A 21562-nucleotide genomic window follows, 5' to 3' on the forward strand; every position below is an offset into this window, starting at 1 on the left:
AAAATACTTTTATGAAACCAACTCAAAACTTAATTATTCTGGTTTTTATACTGTTCTGTTTCAACACGGTTTCAGCACAATACGGAAACGGATACTACAACAATGGTTATGGAAACGGATACGGCCGAGGCAGCGGAATGGGTATGGACAGAAGCATGATGCAGGGACCTCAAAGTACTCCAAGCAAACCTAAAGAAATACCTGTAGAAGAAACAGCTGCTAAAATCGTAGAACAGATGAAACCGGTGGTTGGTCTTGATGAACTTCAAACCATTGCCATAACTAATGTTTTTGCTGACAGCTTAAGAGAGCAGGGAATACTTCTAAAAAACGAAAGCAGCAGTCAGGATCAAAAAATCGAGCAGATCAAAGCTTTAAGAGAGAGTACCAATAAAAAAGTGACAGCCTTTCTGAATCCGAATCAGGTTGAAAAATACACCAGTTTCATGGATAATTTTAAAGAAATCAAAAAAACGAAGTCAAAAAAGAAAAAAGATAAGGACAAGGACAATAAAGAGGAAGAAAAACCAGTTGAAAATATTCAGGAATAAGTATTCCTGATTTTATTGTAAAATACAACTCATCATGGTAAAAAAACATTTTTGTTATTTGGTTTTAGCAATTATTATTACTTCTTGCTCTACAAATCCTTATAAAACTACTGAAAAGGCATACGACCAGCAGCTAAAGACTTTAGAAAATCAAATCACAAGTAAAGAAGCGCAGGCGATTCCGGCAATAAGCCCTGTAATTATTGATACTACTTACGCCTCGCAACTGGGTATCGTAAAAGATACTTTATCAAAAACGGGGTCTACTTCTTTATTAAACGGAATCAGTACGGAATGGATTGGAACTGTCAATTTTAACTTAAGAAAGCCAAGCTTTGTCATTATCCACCATACCGCCCAGGACTCGCTGCAGCAGACTATAAATACTTTTACCAAAACCAGAACACAGGTTAGCTCTCACTATATTATTTCGGAGAATGGGAAAGTGGTTCAGATGTTAAATGATTACTTACGCGCCTGGCATGCTGGAAATTCAACCTGGGGAAAAAACACAGACCTGAATTCTTCTTCAATAGGAATTGAACTGGACAACAATGGTTTCAAACCTTTTACAGAAGCACAAATCAGCAGTTTAGTGGCCTTGTTGACCAAACTGAAAAAAGATTACAATATCCCGACCCAAAACTTTTTAGGCCATGCCGATATAGCACCGGGAAGAAAACAGGACCCAAGCGCTTTGTTTCCTTGGAAAACCTTAGCTGAAAAAGGTTTTGGAATCTGGCCGGATGCTGTTCTCGAAGAAGCTCCTTTTGATTTCAAAATCGAACCGGCTTTACGAATTATTGGCTATAACACCAAAAACCTTTCAGCAGCGATTCAGGCTTTTAAATTACATTATATTCAGACTGATGCAACCTCAACTTTAGATCGAAAAACAATCGATACTATTTATTCGATTTATAAAAAACAGACACAATAAACAAAAGTCTGAAAACCATAACATCAAACGCATTTCTTAATTCCTGAAATGCGTTTTTTTATTCTTCAAATTTCTCTCGAATTTCACTTTTTAAGACTGACCTGCCTTCAACATTTTCATTCATTGTAAATAACATACCTGTAGTGTTATTTTAGATCAATACATAAAAATCTTTAGCTATTCATGACTCTGCTATAGATCTGTTTTCATCTTTATGTCATGTAAGAAGTTGTCCTTTTTTTAAAACTATACCCTTCATGATCAATACTTCCTTTTTACTTTTATTCTCTTATAAAAAGAACTCCTGTACAAAAACCTCAAACCCTCAAATTCTTTTAAATTAAAAAAGCTGCCAAAACATTAGTATGTTTCGACAGCTCCAAAAAAAAAAAAAAAATATCAATCTTTATCTCTAGAATGAGTATGTTGTAGCAATTAATCCGAAGAAAGATCCTCCTGTCGGAGCAGCATCTTTGTCCAAAAAGATATCTTCAGAAGCAGCGTCATATCTTAACTCGGGAATTATAGTCAGTTTCCCTACTTTATAGTTTAAAGAAATAGTATTGGCAAATACACTAGATCCTGTTAATGATCCTAAACTTAGCGGAGCAGCATCTTTAGCATCGAAGTACTCCATTCTGTAAGCTAAAAGCAATGACGGATTGAATGAATAGTTAGCATACCCTACTACCGAGAACCATTCTCCGTCTAAAGTACTATCAAAATCATTTTTAGTTTTAGCATAAGTTGCATTTAATCCAAGTCCGAAACTATCTGTAATAGTTTTAGAAGCAGTCAGGTCAAACTGTGTTTTATTATCTTCAGATGCAGGGTTGCTGCTTCCGGAAGTAAAATTAAGATAAGCACTTCCTGTTTCTCCAATATAGCCCACTTGTCCGATATAGGTTTTTTGAGTAGAACCTGCATCCATCGCCGATTTAAAATCAGTTGGATTTGTTATACCCAGCATAGCAGTGAATTTTCCTGAAGTATACTGCGCTTTAACCCCGGTATTAAAGAACGGACCGTAAGAAAAAGCATAAGACATACTGTAGTTTTTGTTATCGACTGCATCCAGCACCTCATATCCGATGTGTGTACCAAAACTACCCGCAACAACTTTAAATTCGTCTGTAATCTGGTAGGTGAAAAATAATTGTTTAATTAAAAATTTAGCGTTTATATCTTTATCTGTTGTCTCATTATATGAAAACTCTCCTGCTCTTTTCCCGAAACCTAAGTCTACAAAAACAGAACCTTTTCCAAAAGTATGAGCTGCTTCAATCGAAGCCATCCCTAATTCAAATGAATCCTGCGAGTTGGTAAAGCTCGTTAATCCGTTCATTTGTTTAGAAAAATCATATTTGTAATAGGCATCTGCAGACCCTCCCCATGTGGTTGCTGGCGGAGTTGCTGTTTCATCCTCCTGCGCAAAAGCAAAAGAACTCGTTAACGTGGCAGCTAAAACGTAAAAAACTTTTTTCATGTGTTAATTGGTTTTTAGTTATTAATTGATTTTGGTTAGTTAATCGTTTATATATCTAGTTTAATAGTATAAGTCATTTTTAAAACCCTGAATCTCCTGCTAAAACCCCTTCATTTTCATTAGCGAATTTATTAACTTTTGTATGAGTAGAATAATCAGAAAGTACTTTTTTGACGTTTTGAACGAAGAATTACGGATTACAAAAATTAAACTCTCAATAATCGTTATTTGATATTTATAGCGTTTTGTTTTTGAAAATTTAACAACAAAATTTTAAGAGTTTTTCTCCAAAACAAAGGGCTAAAACAATTTTAACATACAAAATAAAGACAAAAACTTTCAAAAAGAATCATTAAAAAACAAACACCCCTATAAAAAACAGGGGTGTTTCCAAAAATAAAAATTTAAATAAAAAAATACTGCTTCAAAATAAAGAAAGAAAAACCAAACCATACTCAATAAAAATTCCTACAAAAACAAGACAGCTGAAATTACTTAGTAAATCCCTGACCTATCTGCTTATTGAAACTGTTTAAACAAAAAAAGCCTGTCCGGAACAGGAACAGGCTTTTGCTTTCAGGAGGACTTTTTTATTCCTGATTATTATATTTTCTTAAAAACTCACGAACCTTAATCCCTGACTCTTTTAAATCTTCGTCTTTCCATTTCCCTTCTGATTTTGCTGATTTCTTTAAAATGGAGCAGGTTTCGTCTTTATCTGAGACAGACCAGGTGATCCAGCTTAGTTTTTTAGCTTCCATCCAGTCAATATATTCCTGCCATGCTTTTATATTTAAAGGACCATCACCGGAAGCTTCCATTCCGGCAGATTCTGATATAAATACGGGCAGTCCTTTCTTTATGGCGTTATCAGTTCTGTCACGTAATTCTTTACCATGTGTTGCTGCATAAAAATGCATGGTATACATTATATTACGGTATCCCGAAACAGGATCCTCAGCCGCAAGGTCCACATCCTGGTCCCAATGCGGACTTCCCACTAAAATAATATTATTCGGATCATTTTCCCTGATAGCAGCAATCACTTCTTCGGCATAGTTTTTTACCTCCCACCAGGTTTCGTAATCCGGCTCATTAAATATTTCATAAATGATATTAGGGTATTTTCCATACTTTTTTGACATCTCTGCAAAAAAAGCTTTGGCTTCTTTTAAATTCACATTATGACTGTGCCAATCGATAATTACATATATATCTGACTTAATTGCTCCATTTATAACAGCTTCAATCTTTTCTTTTGAAAATTGCGGATCATTATTATAGGAGTAGTCCCCCAGTTCTATTCCCATCGCAGCCCGCACTACATTGCAGTTAAAATCCTTTTTAAGCCAGCTGACTGCTTTTTCGTTATAAAACCTCGGCCACATGCTGTGCCATCCAAAACTTAATCCCCGCAAAACTATGGGTTCATTGTTCTGATCGACCAGCTGCGTTCCCAAAAGCCCCAGCTGACCGTGTTTTTTAACAAACTGTGCTTTCAGAAAACTGCACATTAGTATCAATACAATTGTAATTAACCTTTTAAACTTCATCATACTATTTAATTTTAAAGAGACAATTTCAATGTTATGCAATCATGAGAAGCCAATTGAGCCGTGAAATTCTTTTTAGTAGTTCCGGCCTCCTTATTGGTCCAAAGGTTTTTAATTTTGAACGTAGTTTTATCAAAATCAGCTTCATAGCCGAAATCTACGTCTTTTATTGGATTCTTTTTCCAGTCAAAATTGATTTTTTTAACAACATCACTTCTATTTAGGAAAGTAACCGCCCAATTCCCGTCAGACAGGGGTTTCACCCAAACTTCCAGACCTTCTTCTGCAGAATGCTTAAATCCCTGAACCCCCAGTTTATCCTGATTTACAGCAATCAACTCTTTATTGGTTAAAATCGCTAAAGTCTCTTTAGACATTTTTCTGAAATCATTTCCGGCAATAAGCGGAGACGACAACATACACCACATCGCAAAATGCGATTTATCTTCAGTATCATTCATTTCGTTCCCTACTTCCATCATATCAAAATCATTCCAGTGATCGGGGCCTGAATATTTACGAATGTCTTTGCGCATTTCGGCAATTTTCATAAAACCCCAGGAAGACCAGTTTTCGGGATGTTTGAATTCACAGTCAAAGCAAGGATAAATATCTCCGGAAATCCTCCAAAGATTTCCAACCGGTTTCCCCCACTCCCAGGGCTGGTTGTCTCCCCATTCGCAAAGACTGAAAACGATTGGCCTTCCGGCTGTTTTAAGTGCGTTACTCATTGTAGTATAGGCTTCGGGTGCGGTAATGCCTTTTGTATTACACCAGTCATATTTTAAAAAATCAATTCCTAATCTGGCATAAAAGCGGGCATCCTGGTATTCATATCCTCTTGTTCCCGGATAACCGGCACAAGTCTGCGTTCCGGCACAATTGTACAAACCAAACTTCAATCCCTTACTGTGTACATAATCGATAACCGTTTTCATTCCATTAGGAAATTTAACCGGATCCGGAACCAGATCACCATTAACATCCCGTTCTTTTGTCATCCAGCCGTCGTCTAATACTATATAGGTATAACCTGCAGCGGCCATTCCGGACGAAACCATAATATCGGCAGTTTCTTTTACGAGCTTTTCATCAATATTAGTTGCAAAGGTATTCCATGAATTCCATCCCATAGGCGGTGTCATGGCAAGTCCTTCAAATTTTCCGGCTGTTTGTGTATGCGTGTTCCCCTGACCAAAGCCTAAAACTGAAACACTCAGCAGTATTCCTAAAACTATTTTCTTCATTTTATTCTAATTAAAAACATACTATAAAAAAGATATTCCCTAATTTTTCAATCAGGGAATATCTCAAACTAACTCAAAAAAGCAATTCTTTTATTTTAATACAAATCCAATATCATCAAATAATACCGTATTACCGCCATCATTATTTGATTCCTGGAAAGTAAGCATTGTTAAACTCGTTGGATTTCCTAATTCACTAAAAGGAATTTCCAGGTACACCCAGGATGTCGTAACCGGCAACACATAGTTTACACCACCGTTTACACTGAAATTAACACGTCCGGTTTTGGAACCTTTAATAGCAATACGTAATGCTTTGTACGGAGTTAAATCAACATTGAAACCCCAGTTTCCTCCATCCCATTGTCCAAATTCCCATTTCCAAGCTTTTTCACCCTGATATTTATCTACGGTATAATCAAAATCTACTCCTTTTCCGGCCCATGGACCTCCCCACTGCACACCATACAATACATCATCATACAATGCTGTTCCGATTGCTTCTTTTGATACGGCAGATCCCGATATATTAGCTACAGAAAGGTATCTATGATTAGCATTTGCCGGTATTTTCACTACTATCTGCTCTAAAGTAGAAGACAATACCGTAACAGGAACTGCAGGCTGTGTTGATGTTTCGGCGAGCGTAACGACAGGATCCAGGAAATATTTACCTTTAATAGTTACCTGATCTCCTTCGGAACAATTTATAAAATTGAAACCGCTGAAGGTAGGTACCGGAGGCGCAACTGTTATATCGTAAACAACGGTTCCTCTCTCTGTAACCACTTTTAACTGATTAGAAGCATTGGCATAAGGCGTATCCTCATCAACCAGTATAATAATATCTGTATCAGTTACAAATGTTGGTCTGAAATACGTTTCAAAATCATTAAAATAAACTTTTTTCGTAGTAAGCAGTCCTTTTCCGTGAATTACATAATAATTTTTCGGATCTACCAGCGTAACCGGGGTTAAAGGCTTAAGACTTCCGTCTTCATTATATCCTGACGGCATAACAGATTCTATTACAGGAGCACCGGTATAAACATCTCCTCCATTGTCATCACTTGAACAAGAAGTAAAAAGCGTCAGAGCTAACATCCATGCCATGCATGCTGCTAACGAAACAATTTTTATATTTTTCATCTTTTTATTTTTAAAAATTATTTAAAAGTATACGGTGCTACTTCTGTTAATTTTGGATTTTTGATTAAATCATCTGCAGGATAAGGCAGTAAAAGGTTCGAAGCCGAAATCGTAATGTACTTTGGCGTATTTTTATCTCCTCTGTTCTGAGCTTCTAAAATAGCTTTGGCTTTATCAAACGGCAGACGGCCTAAATCAAAATAATAATCTCCTTCGCAGGCTAATTCAGCACGTCTTTCTTTAAAGATATCATCAAACGAAATAGAGGCTTTTATTGGCAGCCCAGCTCTTTTGCGAACAGCATTAAATGATTTTAAAGCAGCCGGATCAGAAGTACTTCCGGTTTGCGATCCTAATATAGCTTCGGCATGAATTAAAAGCAATTCGGCATAACGCATCATATAACTGTTCATACTGCTTTCTCCGTTAAATGGCGCATTAAAAGGTCCTGTAATAGGAAGATTTTCTTTTCCAATTACATATTTTTTCAGGCCAGCACCTGAATTTTGAGCTTCATTTTCTTCTTCAAATGTATATCCCAAAAGTTTTGGAGAATCTACCGCCAGTGTTTGTGCATAGGTCAGGTTTGGATAATAATCTCCCGGAAGCATGAAAGTTTCGGATCTTCTTTTATCTCCAGGCTCATACACATTATGAATTAAATCCTGAGACGGAGCAATCTGTCCGGAATAAGACGTTTCTACCAGTCTGTTTTCAGGAGCAAATAAAGTATTGGAAAAGTTTCCTTCAAAATAAGTTCCGGCACCTGTCCATTGCCATGAAAAGATAGATTCTTCATTATTATTATTTTTCTGAAGCCATAAATCGGCAAAAGATTTCGTTGGTAATTCTTCTCCTCCCAGTAATTTAAACTCACCACTGTTAATTACTTCCTGAGCCATTGCTCTGGCCAGATCATATTTTTTCTGATACAAGTATACTTTTGCCAAAAGTGCTTTCGCAGAACCGCTTGACACGTGTGCATTAGCAGCATAATCAGAACCTCTGTTTTTAGATCTTAAATTGCCAATCGCAAATTTCAAGTCATTCTCTATAAAAGTGTATACATCTGAAACCGGATTACTTGGAATCACAAAGTTTTTAGAGTAATCGGCATTGTTTTCGATAATTGGCACATTTCCCCATAATCTTACCAGAAAGAAATAAGAGAACGCTCTGATAAAATGCATTTCTCCCAAAGCATTATTCAAGGCTTCTTTACTTACTTCAGGCCCAACACTCTGCGGCAGTAAATTGATATAAGAATTACAATTGGCAACTGCCCCAAAGCAGGATCTCCATGAATCTCCGATAAAAGACTGCGAATTCGTAAAACTTAAGTCTGTGAATTTTCCGAACTCATTATAAGGCCCTGCGTACATATTACCAGAAATAACATCGGTAATACCATAAAAACCTTCTTTGTTCATATTAAACCATACGATTCCATAAAGTCCGTTACTGGCATTATCCAGTTTCACATCTGAATCGTAATAGTTACCAATCGTTGGAACTCCCTCTGCAGGCACATCTAAAAATTCCTGAGAGCAGGAAGAAGACATTAACATCAGCAGTGTTAAAGCAACAGCACCACTTCTCTTTATTATATTTTTCATATTAATTTCGTATTAAAATTCAACATTAAACCCAAAAGTTATTTGTCTTGGTACCGGATAACGTCCGTTATCAACCCCTGACAATAATGCATCCTGATTATAAGCTCCCACCTCAGGATCATATCCTTTATACTTTGTAAAAGTGTATAAGTTTTGTCCGGAAGCATAAATTCTTAATCTTGACAATCTCATTTTTGAAATGATATCAGAAGGCAGAGAGTATCCTAAAGTTACGTTCTGAATTCTTAAGTAGGAACCGTCCTCTATTATACGTGACGAAACCGCATTGTTAATATCATTATAAGCAGAAGGTCTTGGTAATGATGCATCTAAATTATCTGCTGAATAAAAATCGGCAGCATCTGTTAAATAATTGGTTCCTAAATTACTGTTTAATGTACCTGACATACGGGTTAAGTTCATCAGTTTATTTCCGGCAGTTCCCTGAAGGAAAATAGATAAATCAACATTTTTATATCTGAAATTATTGGTAAATCCGTAAGTAAACTTAGGGTTTGGATTTCCAATTGGCACTAAATCTTTAGTATCAATAATACCGTCGTTATTCTGATCTTTATAAATCACATCTCCTTTCTGGAAGTTTGGCAGTAATGAGTTCGTTCCGTTTTTCAGAATTACACGTGTCCCAGACGCAGTTTCATGCCCATAAGTCAATAAATCTTCATCCGTTCTGTAAATACCTGTCGCTTCATACCCCACAAATGAACCTATTGGAAGACCTTCCTGTGTTCTCGATACCGTTACAGTATTGTAAGCCAGTGTCCCCATTGTTTTCACAATATTTAAACCTGCCATATTGGTAACTTCATTTTTATAGCTAGTAAAGTTAGCGCTGGCATTCCATGAGAAGTTTGGTGTAAACTGCTGGTTATAAGAAAGAGTGATCTCTAAACCTTTATTTTTCATACTTCCAAGGTTAAAGTACGGCGGATTTACACCTCCCTCGTAATCACCACCTCCGGAAAGAAAGTTTGGAAGAGGAACCTGGTACAAGAAGTCTTTAGAAACTTTTTGATACACATCTACCGTTGCTGAAAGTTTAGAATCAAACATCGTAAAATCTAAACCTAAGTTGGTCTGCTCCTGTGTTTCCCATTTCAGATCTTTATTGGCCGTATTAGACGGCAGATAAGAAGTACCCATTGTACTGTTAACCAAATGAAGGTTAGAATCATATAAATTATTTCCAATCTGATTATTTCCGGTCTGCCCCCATCCTGCTCTCAGTTTAATATTGTCAACATACTTTTTAGTTCCTTCCATAAAAGATTCGTTTGAAATCTTCCACGAACCGCTTGCCGAACTAAAAACACCCCATTTATTTCCTACGAAAAACTTAGAAGATCCATCGGTTCTTACTGCTCCCGTAACACTGTATTTATCGCCAAAATCATATACTACCCTTCCTAAATAAGAAGCTAAAGTCTGAGTTCCTGAATATACCCCGTTTGTAACTGCTTTAGACAAATCAGAACCTGCTAAACTTTTATCATTATTATCCTTATATCCATATCCGGTAATAGTATATCCTTCCCAATGTGCTCTGTTGGACTCCTGAACCGCCAAAACGGTAAAATTATGTCTGCCAATCGTATTTCGGTAGGTAAGCATGTTTTTTAAGTTCCATGAATTACCACTTGATGGGCTGTAATATAAATTAGCAAAACTTTTTACAGCATTACCTAATGAATACATAGGATCAAATCGCTGACCTAAATTATCATAGATATAACCACCAGCCTCAAAACGGTATTCCAAACCTTTAACGATATCAACCTGCGTATAAAAATTCCCGGAATAGTTCTTTCTTACCAATGTATTAGACCCTAATAAAGAAGTCGCTACCGGATTCACAAATGATGTAGCACCACCTGCAGGAGGTCCCGCAAAAGCACCTGAAAGTTCACGAACCGCCACATCCGGAGTTGCCAGTAATGAAGTAGCTACTACTCCGTTAAACTGTCCGTTAAGCGTTAATTTTTCATCTGTAATAGCACCGCTGATATTCACTCCCACTTTAATAAATGAATTTACCTTAGCATCAATATTAGCTCTTACGTTATATCTTTTAAATCCGGATTCGATTACAATACCTTCCTGATTTAAAACTCCTCCTGATAAATAGTAATTCACTCCTTCTTTTCCACCAGAAAAAGACAACTGATTAGAACTCATAAATCCGGTTTCATAAATAGCATCCTGCCAGTCCGTTCCTTTTCCTAAAAGTTCTGGATGTGCAAATTCAGGTCGGTAAGAAGTAGGATCGTAAACTGCTGATAAAGCATTCTGATGTCTCGCATATTCCTGCAGGTTCATAGAATGTAATTTCTTTGGCAGGTTACTAATGGTATAAGAGTTTTCAAAAGACAATTTACCAGTTCCTTTTTTACCGGATTTTGTCGTTACAATGATAACCCCGTTTGCTCCTCTCGACCCGTAAATAGCAGTAGCCGAAGCATCTTTTAAAATGTCAATCGATTCTATATCACTTGGATTGATAAGCGCCAGAGGGCTTTGTGTGATATTACCATTATTAGAAAAGTTTGAATTTCCCTGTGCATTTCTTCCGGATGTAGAAGAGTTTCTTGCATCTCCGGAAATTGGCACACCATCAATTACATATAAAGGTTCGTTGGTTCCCGTTAAAGAAGAAACCCCTCTAATTCTTACCGAAACGTTACTTCCAGGTTCACCAGAGTTACTATTAACCACAACCCCGGCTGCTTTACCCTGCATCATCTGATCAAATGATGCAACTTTCAGATTTTCAATATCTTTTGAGCTAATACTGGAAATAGCACTATTTACGTCTTTTCTCTTTTGTGTACCGTAACCAATTACAACAACATCTTTCAGGTCTTCGGCACTTGATTTTAAAATTACATTGATTGTTTTTCTACCATCTACGGCTATCCTTTGTGTATTGAATCCGATAAATGAATATACCAAAGTTCCGGAAGCCGGAACATCTATTGTATATTTTCCGTCAAAGTCAGTTGAAGTAGATACTTTCGAACCTGCGACAGAAATATTGGCACCGGGAATGGACAATCCTTTTTCATCGGATACCGTTCCCGAAACTTTTACCTGAGCAGTAATAAAATTACTCAGTAATAAAAACATCATCAAAGGAACTGCTTTGTGGCCAGCGTTCCAATGAATAAAATTGGTCAGTAGTTTTTTCATAATAAGTGTTTGGTTAGTTTAAATTTGTTTCTTTTCTAATTAAGCAATAAAGAGTAACTTTTACTTCGAAATTATTTAACAAATCTATAACAGAAGGAATTATCAAATCGATAGTATTCCATCATTTAATGATAATATTTTTACTATATCACCTTAAAAAAACACATATCAAAATAAAACTGTATAAAAAATAAATTATTCGCAATGAAGTACCCCTGAACAACTATAAATTATAAATAAAAGTTAACGAAATCAGCAAAATCAAACGATTTCGTTAAAAATAATACGCAGTGATGCAAAAAAAGTATCACTATAAGATTCGTTTTAAACCGGAAAAATCCTCACGATACTGACTCGGAGTACAATTTTTAATAGCTTTAAAACTACGATTGAAGTTCGCAATATTATTAAAGCCGGATTTGAAAGCCACCTCAGAAACACTCATATCTTTTTCAACCAGCCATCGTGCCGCATATCCAATACGGATATCATTAATATAATTAACAAAAGTTTTTCCGGTGCGTTTTTTAATAAAACGGTTAAAAGAAATAATCGACATACTGGCCACATTCGCCACATCTTCCAAAGTGATTTTATCTGCAAAATGTTTCTGCACATATTCGTAAACCAGCTTCATTTTGTCGTAGTCGTCAAACTTATCATAATCTACTGTATAAGTAGAAAGCAGTCTCTGGTTTCTGGAATTGGCCAGGTCATATAATAAAGAAGTAATTTCGAGAAAATAATCCATACCATCTAATTTTGAAAGCCTTACCAGTCTTGGCGTAAGCTCTTCGGCCGTTTTTTTAGAGAACAGAATACCATGAATCGAACGGTTAAACATATCCCGAATTGGGTTCATAATACGTCTTGCCAACAGCGATTCATGAAACAGATCGTTATGAAACTGAATGGTAATTTCGTGGATTTTTTTATTGGTACATTTATTTAGTTCCCAGCCGTGATATAAATTAGGTCCTATCAGAACCAGTTCTATATTATCAATTTCTTCAATATTATCACCTACTACACGCCTTACTCCTTTACCGTTTAAAATAAAATTAATCTCAAACTCGGGATGATAATGAACCGGAAAATCAAAACTGTCTTTTACCCTGTCAAAGACCAAAAAACTGTCCCCGGCTGAAAGCGGAGCTATTTCTCTATAAAAATTTTTAGTGGTACTCATTTCTTAAATCTGTTTTTGCGTGATATTGATCTGATTTTTTCCTGCAATAATATGATATATAATTGATAAAATAATATTAATTACACGATAAACATAAATTTATCTTTGAAAAATAGAATTATCAACTTTATAATATCAGTATTAATAATAAACATTAATCATTTTTAATATGCGATCTTTTTATAGTTTTAATAATTTTATCCAAAAAACGATACCAAATTACAACCTGACAAAATACACTTCAGAAACGGCCTGCAGATTATACAGACAAACAGGAACCTGCTGAAAAACACTATTTTCAAAAATGAAAAAATACTTTTATAAGCTTTTGATTACCGCCCTGATAGGAACTTCCTGCTCTGCTCAGCATGCTGACAGTAATACTAATTTGTCATTATCAGATAAAAAAGCCACACCAAAAACCGTCGCACTATACCAAAAACTAAACCAGCTGGTTCAGAAAGGGTATCTTTTCGGGCATCAGGATGACCTAGCTTATGGTGTAAACTGGAAGTATGAAAACGGCCGAAGTGATATAAAAGAGGTTACAGGCGATTATCCCGCAGTTTACGGCTGGGATATTGCCGGTTTAGAAAAAGACGATGTGAACAATATAGACGGCGTTCCTTTTGAAAAGATGAGACAATATATTAAGGAAGCCGATGAAAGAGGCGGAATTTCGACTATAAGCTGGCATTTTGACAATCCGGCTACCGGAAAGAACGCCTGGGACAATACCCCAAACTCACTGAAAACTATTTTACCGGGAGGAGAGAATCATCAAAAATACATTTCCTGGCTAGATAAAGCGGCGGTCTTTTTTCATTCTTTAAAAGATAAAAAAGGAAAAAACATTCCTATACTATTCAGACCTTTTCACGAACTTACCGGAGGATGGTTCTGGTGGGGAAAAGGAAACTGTACCCCCGAAGAATTCAAAGCAGCCTGGAAATTCACCTTTGAATACCTGCAGCAAAAAGACGTTCACAATTTGATTTATGTATACAATACCGGCAGTTTTGCATCAAAAGAAGACTTTCTGACTAATTATCCCGGAGATCATTTTGTAGATATTATAAGTTTTGATTCCTATCAGAACAATACCGATAAAGACGGCAGCAAGTTTATTCAGGAAGTACAGAGTCAGCTAAAGCTGTTAACTGAAATTGGACAGGAAAAACACAAACTAACCGCTCTGGCCGAAGCCGGTTACGAAGCGGTTCCGGATCCAAAATGGTGGACAGGCACTTTCACAAAAGCTATTGGCGATTACAAAATTTCGTATGCCCTTTTATGGAGAAACCACGGCTGGCAGGAAAATGAAAAAAAAATGCATTATTATGCACCCTTCAAAGGCCAGATAAGCGAACAAGATTTTATTGATTATTATAATATAAACAAAACCCTGTTTGAAAAAGATATTAAAAAAGCACTCAAATAATTGCCAGAAACAAACTTTACAACCTTTAAAAAATAACCAATGCACGACAAAATTAGTTTAAAAGAAAAAATCGGTTACGGACTTGGAGATGCCGCATCTTCCATGTTCTGGAAAATCTTCAGTATGTATTTATTGTTTTTTTATACCGATGTTTTCGGACTGGCGCCTGCCATTGTTGGAACCATGTTTTTGATTACCCGAATCTGGGATTCCTGTTTTGATCCTATAGTAGGAATCATTGCCGACAGGACTAAAAGCAAATGGGGAAAATTCAGACCGTATTTGTTATGGGTAGCCATCCCTTTTGCCGTCATTGGCGTTTTAACTTTTTATGTACCGGATTTTGATGAAAAAGGAAAAATCATTTATGCGTATGTGACTTATTCCTTAATGATGATGATTTATTCTCTGATTAATGTACCGTATGCCTCACTCTTAGGCGTCATGTCATCAGACCGAAAAGACCGCAATACTTTATCTTCTTACCGAATGGTCTTTGCCTTTGGCGGGAGTCTTTTAGCCCTTTGGCTGATCGAACCGCTGGTGAATTATTTTGGCGGAAACCTAAATTCCAAAACCGGCTGGCTGGCTACGATAACTGTTTTCGGTCTTATTACAACTGTGTTTTTCTGGGCCTGTTTTTTATTTACTAAAGAAAGGGTAAAACCTATCGAAAACGAGCAGTCTAATCTAAAAGAAGATTTAAAAGATTTACTAAAAAACAAACCCTGGTGGATCCTGCTGGGTGCCGGAATCGGGACACTGGTTTTCAATTCCATCCGTGATGGTGCGGCGGTTTACTACTTTAAATATTATGTCAGCAGCAGTGTTAATTTTGACTTCTCTCTTTTTGGAACCGATTTTCATATGACCCCTACATCCATCTATTTGGTTTTGGGTCAGGCTGCTAATATTATCGGAGTTATAATTGCAACTCCAATTGCCAATAAAATTGGTAAAAAGAAAACCTTTTTAGGAGCCATGGCCCTGGCTTCGGTCTTAAGCTTAGTCTTTTATTTCTTTGGAAAAGAAGAAGTTTTCCTAATCATGAGTTTTCAGGTTTTAATCAGTATTTGTGCCGGCTGTATTTTCCCGCTGATCTGGTCAATGTATGCCGACAGTGCCGATTATTCTGAATGGAAACAGGGCCGCAGAGCAACCGGACTCGTATTCTCTGCCTCTTCGATGTCACAAAAATTCGGTTGGACCATTGGCGGTGCCGGAACGGGATGGCTTTTAGGTTATTACGGCTTTCAGGCCAATGTAGAGCAGACGGCCGTAACCCAGAACGGAATCCAGTTAATGTTAAGTATACTTCCTGCCATTGCAGCCTTTATATCCGTCGTTTTTATTGTATTCTATCCGCTTTCTGAAGAAAAACTGCAGATCATAGAACAGGATTTAAACGCACAAAGAGATCAAACAAATTAAAAAAACAAATCAGATACCGAAATCAAGAATATGACAACAATAACCTCATCGACTACTTTTCAGGATCGAAAAGCAGCTTTAGAAAAAGAACATAAAACGCTTATAGAGCAAAAAAACGTACCGGAAGAAAATGCCGGAAACGGAATTTATGAGCGTTATAAAAACCCGGTGGTGACGGCATCGCATGTGCCGCTGAACTGGCGTTTTGACTTAAACGAAAAAACAAACCCGTTTTTACAGGAACGCATCGGAATGAATGCCGCTTTCAATGCCGGAGCCATGAAATGGAACGGAAAATACCTGCTGGCCGTTCGTGTGGAAGGCATTGACCGAAAGTCCTTTTTTGCTATCGCAGAAAGTCCAAACGGCATCGACAATTTTAAATTCTGGGACAAACCCTGCGTGATTCCACAGACGGCAGAACCGGACACCAACGTTTACGATATGCGCCTGATTCATCATGAAGACGGCTGGGTATACGGTATTTTTTGTACCGAAAGAAAAGATCCTCAGGCACCAAAAGGCGATACCAGTTCAGCTGTAGCCAATGCAGGAATTGTACGTTCGAAAGATTTAATTAACTGGGAAAGACTTCCGGATCTGGTTTCCAATACCGGACAGCAGCGTAATGTAGTGCTGCATCCTGAATTTGTAAACGGAAAATATGCCCTTTACACCCGTCCGCAGGATGGTTTCATTGACGTAGGAAGCGGAGGCGGAATTGGTCTGGGTTATGTTGATGATATGACAAATCCCGTAGTAAAAGAAGAAAAAATCATTTTTGGAAAACAATACCATACTATTTACGAATTAAAAAATGGTCTTGGCCCGGCTCCTATCAAAACCGAAAAAGGCTGGTTACACCTGGCACACGGCGTTCGTAATACCGCCGCAGGATTACGCTACACCTTATACATGTTTATGACCGATCTGCATGATATTTCAAAAGTAACCCATATTCCGGCAGGACATTTTATGGGACCTGAAGGTATCGAAAGAATCGGCGATGTATCAAATGTATTGTTCTCAAACGGATGGATTGAAGATGCAGACGGAACGGTTTACGTATACTATGCCTCATCAGATACCCGAATGCATGTGGCGGTTTCATCTGTAGAAAAACTGGTTGATTATGTTACCAATACTCCGGCTGATACTTTTATATCAGCAGGTTCTGTGGAAACGATCATCAGTCAGATTGAAAAAAATAACGCAATTTAAGAATCGTGCCGCAACTCAAACAGCTTAAATCGGAACTGGTTACAGAACTTGATTCCATTTTAAATTACTGGTCAAAACATACCATTGACAGTCAAAACGGTGGTTTTATCGGTCAGATTGATTTTAATGATCATCTCATTGCCAGTGCTGAAAAAGGTTCTGTACTGAATTCCCGGATTCTCTGGACTTTTTCGGCAGCATATCAGACCACAGGAAAGGAAAGCCATAAAAAAATCGCAGAACGTGCCTTTGATTATGTTTCCCAATATTTTTATGATCCGGAAACTAAAGGTTTGTTTTGGAGCATCAATGCCGACAAAACACCAAAAGATACCAAAAACCAGATTTATGCCTTAGCTTTTGCTATTTACGGTTTATCTGAATATTATGCCATTTCTAAAGAAAACAAAGCGTTAGAAATCGCCATTTCTTTATACAAAAGCATACAAAAATACAGTTACGACCCCGTAAACAAAGGATATCTGGAAGCTTTTACGCACGACTGGCGGCCTATTGAGGATTTACGTTTAAGTGCCAAAGATGCTAATGAAAAAAAGACCATGAACACGCATCTGCATATTATTGAAGCTTATGCAAACCTGTACAAAGTCTGGAAAGAGGAAACGCTAAAAAAAGACAGTATCGAATTATTAGAAACCATTGAAGAGCATTTTATAAATACTGAAACCGGGCATCTCCGGTTGTTTTTTAATGAAAACTGGGTCGAAAAACCGGATGTGATTTCGTACGGACACGATATTGAAGCGGCCTGGCTTTTACAGCAGTGTGCCGAAATATTCGAAGATGAAAACCTGATTGCCCGTTATAAAAAACACGCCGTGCAAATAGCTGAAGTTACTCAGGAAGGACTGGATAGTGACGGCGGTTTATGGTACGAATTTGATTCTGAAAAACAAGAACTCATAGCCGAAAAACACTGGTGGGTTCAGGCCGAAGCCCTGATTGGATTTTATAATGCCTATCAGCTGACAGGGAATGAAATTTATCTGACCCTGGTACAAAACAACTGGACGTTTATCAAAAAATACATACTTGACCTTAAAAACGGTGAATGGTTTTGGGGAATCTACCGTGACTATTCTTTAATTGAAAAAGACAAAGCCGGATTCTGGAAATGTCCTTATCATAACAGCCGTGCCTGTCTGGAACTTATACAGAGGATAAAAGATTAAAAAATTAGTGCTGACTTTTTTATGGTATTAAAACACTGCTTATGAAAACTGTTTTTCTTTTTAGTTTACTATTGCTGGCCGCGATAACAAATGCACAAAACAACCTGGTTAAAAACGGCGGTTTTGAAAATGATTTACTCAACTGGCGGGGAGAAGAAATTGCAGGTCTTTCGCCTTATGATAAAAAAACAGGTAAAAACAGTGCTATGATCAATCAGTATGTGGGCGCTGAATGGAAAGCACTGGATCAGGTAATCTATATTCCTAAAAACACCTATGCTTTTGAGTTTAGTATCTGGATCAAAAGCGAAAGCATTGAAGAACAAAAAGAAGCTTACAAAGCCGGTGCTGCCCTTGCTGAGTTTACCAATTCGGCCGACAAACAGATCACAACCGAAACCTTTGCCCATGTAAAAGGAACTACGGGCTGGACAAATTATAAAAAAATAGTGAAGACTCCCGCCGAAGCCAAAAAAATACGAATCATGCTGGCCCTGATGCAAACCAACGGTTCTGTTTATTTTGATGATGTAAAAGTTATTCCACTCACAGAAGAAGAATATGTAAAACAAACTGCCGCCGCTGCAGCTACAGAAAAATAAAACATGAAAAAAACACTCTTAAAAATAGCCTGCACAAGTCTTACCATTCTGGCATTCGTCAGCTGTTCTTCTGATAAAGAAACAGACAACGAGGTTATTGTTGATCCGCCTGTACAAAGTGATCCGTTAACCACACAGAATACGCCCAATTATATGGTGGATGCGAATGCAACCAAAGAAACCACCGCTCTATTTTACAATTTAAAAAGACTGGCACAGACTAAAACAGCCATAGGGCAGCAGGATGCCTTTAACGGATTCTATCAGGATGCGGGAGGGAATTCTGATATCAAAAAAAATACGGGTTATGATCCTGCGGTTTTAGGTTCTGACTTTATGTTTATTACAGACAAAAACAATAACAACCAGACCGATAACTGGTTTTACCAGCAGGAACAAAAAATCACGAGTGATGTGAAAGCGGCTTATGCCAAAGGTATCATCAATACGTTCAGCTGGCACATCAGAGAACCGTTTAAAGACGAATCTTTTTACACTGCCGACATGTCTGCCGACGAAAAAGCTACAGCTTTTAAAAGCATTTTACCCGGCGGTACTAATCATGAATGGTACAAGAAAAAACTCGATAAAGTCGCCAGTGTAGTTTTAAATTTAAAAGGTTCAAACGGCGAGTTGATCCCGATTATTTTCAGACCTTTTCATGAATTTGACGGAAACTGGTTCTGGTGGGGAGCTGCTTACTGTACGGCCGAAGAATACAAACAGGCCTACCAGTTTACCGTAGATTATTTAAAAAACACCAAAGGCGTTCATAACATTTTGTATGCTTTTTCTCCTGACAATTCTTATACAACCGAAGCCGGTTATTTAAGCCGTTATCCGGGCGATAAATATGTAGATATTATTGGAATGGACAATTACGGTGATTTCAGTAATCAGGGGCAGACCGGATCTGATAAAGCCAATGCCAAACTGAAAATACTGTCTGATTATGCTCAGGCAAAAGTAAAAATTGCCGCTTTAACCGAAACCGGATATCGTGTAACCAGTACAACGCCTGCAATCACAGACTGGTTTTCGACTCTGCTGTACAGTGCTTTGACCAAAAACGATATTCAGATAAGTTACGTCATGTTCTGGAATAATAACACAGACGGTTATTATGTGCCAAACGGATCGGTTTCTAATGCAGCTGATTTTAAAACCTATAGTACTAAACCCAAATCGGCTTTATTGAATGCACTGCCTAAGATGTACGAAATGCCAAAATAGTTTCAGGTTTCTTTTGAATACAAAAAAGAATTCCGGATAAAACGCCACATTACAACACCATCTTTATTGTTCAGCATATACCGTTCAATACCCTAATGAAAACGCAGCGCCATAGCCCTGATAGAAGCGGCATCCTTTTGTTTTTTTCTTTAAAAAACAAAAGATAAAGCGGATAGCAGGATAAAGCTCCTAAAAAATATAATTATGAAAAACAGACTTCTCAAAACCTTCGGATTAGCCCTCACGTTATCGGTAATCGCCTGTCAGGCGCAGGAACGAATTACGGTAAAAGGAAACCAGTTTTACAAAGGCAGTAAACCTTATGCTTATGTGGGAACAAATTACTGGTACGGCAGTTTACTGGCTTCCAAAAAAGTCGGGGACCGCAAAAGATTGTTGCGCGAACTGGATTTGATGAAGAAAGACGGAATTGATAACCTTCGTGTCCTGGTAGGAGCCGATGGCGGGAAATACGATTTTACAGTTCGTCCGGCCTTACAGTACGAACAGGGAAAATATGATGAAGATTTACTGGACGGACTGGATTTTTTAATTAACGAAATGAGCAAACGTAAAATGTATGCTGTTTTGTACCTGACGAACAACTGGGAATGGTCGGGCGGCATGTCGCAATATTTAGAATGGAATGGCAAAGGTCCGGTTCCGGTTCCGAATATCCCGCCCAATACCTGGCCGCAGTTTATGTCGTATACCGAACAGTTTCATAGCTGCGATCCTTGTATGCAGGCTCTGGAAAATCATGTGAAGTTTATTATAGGACGTACCAACGCTTATTCTAAAAAGAAATATACCGAAGATAATACCATCATGGCATGGCAGGTGGGCAATGAACCCCGCACTTTTACACCTGAAAACGAAGCAAAATTCACAGTTTGGCTGAATAACATTGTCAATTTGATCGACAGTTTAGACAAAAACCACTTAATTTCTACGGGCTCTGAAGGCAAAAACAGTTCAAATGACAGTATGGAAATATTTGAACGCACACACCAGAATCCGAATATCGATTATCTGACCATGCATATTTGGCCAAAAAACTGGAATTGGTTCAAAGCTGAGAATGCAGAAACTACAATACCAAGCACCATCGAAAATGCCGGAAAATATATTGACGACCATATCAAAGTAGCTAATAACTTAAAAAGACCTATTATTATTGAAGAATTTGGCCTTCCCAGAGAAAATGAAAATCTGAACGCCGGAGCTTCTTCTGTTTACAGAGATCAGTTCTACAGCTTTATTTTTGGCAGAGTTCTCGAAAGTGTTAAAAAGGGCGGTCCGTTACAGGCGGCCAATTTCTGGGGTTACGGCGGTGAAGGAAAAGCCGTTAACGAAACCGGAAAATGGAATCCCGGAGAACCTTTAACAACAGATCCGCCACAGGAACCGCAGGGGTTAAATTCGGTTTTTAACGGAGATAAATCGACATTAGAAATTGTAAAAAGATACAATTTACAATTGAAAAAAAATAAGAATTAATTC

The 21562-nt window shown here is 37.5% G+C and carries 16 protein-coding genes; 9 read left to right on the forward strand and 7 right to left on the reverse strand.

What is annotated here, in order from left to right; translation table 11 throughout:
• Positions 1 to 11 precede the first annotated feature (11 nt).
• Together ACODST_RS18130 and ACODST_RS18135 are read left to right on the forward strand one after the other, a co-directional pair.
• A complete protein-coding gene (locus ACODST_RS18130) occupies positions 12 to 551 on the forward strand; it encodes a hypothetical protein (protein ID WP_488933509.1) in 540 nt (179 codons plus the stop codon).
• Positions 552 to 585: 34 nt separating this feature from the next.
• Positions 586 to 1491 (forward strand): N-acetylmuramoyl-L-alanine amidase, encoded by a 906-nt coding sequence (locus tag ACODST_RS18135; protein ID WP_488933510.1) that lies wholly within the window; start codon positions 586 to 588, stop codon positions 1489 to 1491.
• Positions 1492 to 1903: 412 nt separating this feature from the next.
• Here the strand turns inward: ACODST_RS18135 and ACODST_RS18140 are convergent, their stop codons facing one another.
• From ACODST_RS18140 to ACODST_RS18170, 7 genes are all read right to left on the reverse strand, one after another.
• Positions 1904 to 2977 (reverse strand): outer membrane beta-barrel protein, encoded by a 1074-nt coding sequence (locus ACODST_RS18140; RefSeq protein WP_488933511.1) that lies wholly within the window; start codon positions 2975 to 2977, stop codon positions 1904 to 1906.
• Between the two features lie 590 nt (positions 2978 to 3567).
• A complete protein-coding gene (locus tag ACODST_RS18145; protein WP_488933512.1) occupies positions 3568 to 4533 on the reverse strand; it encodes a glycoside hydrolase family 5 protein in 966 nt (321 codons plus the stop codon).
• Between the two features lie 11 nt (positions 4534 to 4544).
• On the reverse strand, positions 4545 to 5777 hold the full coding sequence (locus ACODST_RS18150) for a glycoside hydrolase family 27 protein (protein WP_488933513.1): 1233 nt from the start codon (positions 5775 to 5777) through the stop codon (positions 4545 to 4547).
• Between the two features lie 90 nt (positions 5778 to 5867).
• Positions 5868 to 6926 (reverse strand): IPT/TIG domain-containing protein, encoded by a 1059-nt coding sequence (locus tag ACODST_RS18155; RefSeq protein WP_488933514.1) that lies wholly within the window; start codon positions 6924 to 6926, stop codon positions 5868 to 5870.
• A gap of 17 nt (positions 6927 to 6943) precedes the next feature.
• Positions 6944 to 8542 (reverse strand): RagB/SusD family nutrient uptake outer membrane protein, encoded by a 1599-nt coding sequence (locus ACODST_RS18160; protein ID WP_488933515.1) that lies wholly within the window; start codon positions 8540 to 8542, stop codon positions 6944 to 6946.
• 12 nt (positions 8543 to 8554) lie between these two features.
• Entirely contained in the window at positions 8555 to 11749 is a 3195-nt protein-coding gene (locus ACODST_RS18165; RefSeq protein ID WP_488933516.1) for a SusC/RagA family TonB-linked outer membrane protein, read from the reverse strand.
• Between the two features lie 310 nt (positions 11750 to 12059).
• Positions 12060 to 12938: a helix-turn-helix domain-containing protein gene (locus ACODST_RS18170; protein ID WP_488933517.1), complete on the reverse strand. Its 879-nt coding sequence runs from the start codon at positions 12936 to 12938 to the stop codon at positions 12060 to 12062.
• 304 nt (positions 12939 to 13242) lie between these two features.
• On the opposite strand from ACODST_RS18170, the gene ACODST_RS18175 reads away from it, so the two are divergent.
• From ACODST_RS18175 to ACODST_RS18205, 7 genes are all read left to right on the forward strand, one after another.
• Positions 13243 to 14379 carry a glycoside hydrolase family 26 protein gene (locus ACODST_RS18175; protein WP_488933518.1) on the forward strand — a complete coding sequence of 379 codons (1137 nt, stop codon included), beginning with the start codon at positions 13243 to 13245 and terminating at the stop codon, positions 14377 to 14379.
• 39 nt (positions 14380 to 14418) lie between these two features.
• Entirely contained in the window at positions 14419 to 15810 is a 1392-nt protein-coding gene (locus ACODST_RS18180) for an MFS transporter (protein WP_488933519.1), read from the forward strand.
• Between the two features lie 30 nt (positions 15811 to 15840).
• Positions 15841 to 17031, forward strand: coding sequence for a glycoside hydrolase family 130 protein (locus ACODST_RS18185; RefSeq protein WP_488933520.1), 1191 nt, complete (start codon positions 15841 to 15843; stop codon positions 17029 to 17031).
• A 5-nt stretch (positions 17032 to 17036) separates the two neighbouring features.
• Positions 17037 to 18224 carry an AGE family epimerase/isomerase gene (locus ACODST_RS18190; protein ID WP_488933521.1) on the forward strand — a complete coding sequence of 396 codons (1188 nt, stop codon included), beginning with the start codon at positions 17037 to 17039 and terminating at the stop codon, positions 18222 to 18224.
• Between the two features lie 41 nt (positions 18225 to 18265).
• On the forward strand, positions 18266 to 18826 hold the full coding sequence (locus ACODST_RS18195) for a carbohydrate binding domain-containing protein (protein WP_488933522.1): 561 nt from the start codon (positions 18266 to 18268) through the stop codon (positions 18824 to 18826).
• A gap of 3 nt (positions 18827 to 18829) precedes the next feature.
• Positions 18830 to 20059 (forward strand): glycoside hydrolase family 26 protein, encoded by a 1230-nt coding sequence (locus ACODST_RS18200; RefSeq protein ID WP_488933523.1) that lies wholly within the window; start codon positions 18830 to 18832, stop codon positions 20057 to 20059.
• 204 nt (positions 20060 to 20263) lie between these two features.
• A complete protein-coding gene (locus ACODST_RS18205; protein ID WP_488933524.1) occupies positions 20264 to 21559 on the forward strand; it encodes a glycoside hydrolase 5 family protein in 1296 nt (431 codons plus the stop codon).
• Positions 21560 to 21562 lie beyond the last annotated feature (3 nt).

This window comes from Flavobacterium sp. FG19 (assembly GCF_057809475.1).

Excerpts from the sequence above, each read along its gene's own strand:
- ACODST_RS18130 (WP_488933509.1), top strand. The coding sequence starts at position 12 with ATGAAACCAACTCAAAACTTAATTATTCTGGTTTTTATACTGTTCTGT.
- ACODST_RS18135 (WP_488933510.1), top strand. The coding sequence starts at position 586 with ATGGTAAAAAAACATTTTTGTTATTTGGTTTTAGCAATTATTATTACT.
- ACODST_RS18140 (WP_488933511.1), bottom strand. The coding sequence starts at position 2,977 with ATGAAAAAAGTTTTTTACGTTTTAGCTGCCACGTTAACGAGTTCTTTT.
- ACODST_RS18145 (WP_488933512.1), bottom strand. The coding sequence starts at position 4,533 with ATGATGAAGTTTAAAAGGTTAATTACAATTGTATTGATACTAATGTGC.
- ACODST_RS18150 (WP_488933513.1), bottom strand. The coding sequence starts at position 5,777 with ATGAAGAAAATAGTTTTAGGAATACTGCTGAGTGTTTCAGTTTTAGGC.
- ACODST_RS18155 (WP_488933514.1), bottom strand. The coding sequence starts at position 6,926 with ATGAAAAATATAAAAATTGTTTCGTTAGCAGCATGCATGGCATGGATG.
- ACODST_RS18160 (WP_488933515.1), bottom strand. The coding sequence starts at position 8,542 with ATGAAAAATATAATAAAGAGAAGTGGTGCTGTTGCTTTAACACTGCTG.
- ACODST_RS18165 (WP_488933516.1), bottom strand. The coding sequence starts at position 11,749 with ATGAAAAAACTACTGACCAATTTTATTCATTGGAACGCTGGCCACAAA.
- ACODST_RS18170 (WP_488933517.1), bottom strand. The coding sequence starts at position 12,938 with ATGAGTACCACTAAAAATTTTTATAGAGAAATAGCTCCGCTTTCAGCC.
- ACODST_RS18175 (WP_488933518.1), top strand. The coding sequence starts at position 13,243 with ATGAAAAAATACTTTTATAAGCTTTTGATTACCGCCCTGATAGGAACT.
- ACODST_RS18180 (WP_488933519.1), top strand. The coding sequence starts at position 14,419 with ATGCACGACAAAATTAGTTTAAAAGAAAAAATCGGTTACGGACTTGGA.
- ACODST_RS18185 (WP_488933520.1), top strand. The coding sequence starts at position 15,841 with ATGACAACAATAACCTCATCGACTACTTTTCAGGATCGAAAAGCAGCT.
- ACODST_RS18195 (WP_488933522.1), top strand. The coding sequence starts at position 18,266 with ATGAAAACTGTTTTTCTTTTTAGTTTACTATTGCTGGCCGCGATAACA.
- ACODST_RS18200 (WP_488933523.1), top strand. The coding sequence starts at position 18,830 with ATGAAAAAAACACTCTTAAAAATAGCCTGCACAAGTCTTACCATTCTG.
- ACODST_RS18205 (WP_488933524.1), top strand. The coding sequence starts at position 20,264 with ATGAAAAACAGACTTCTCAAAACCTTCGGATTAGCCCTCACGTTATCG.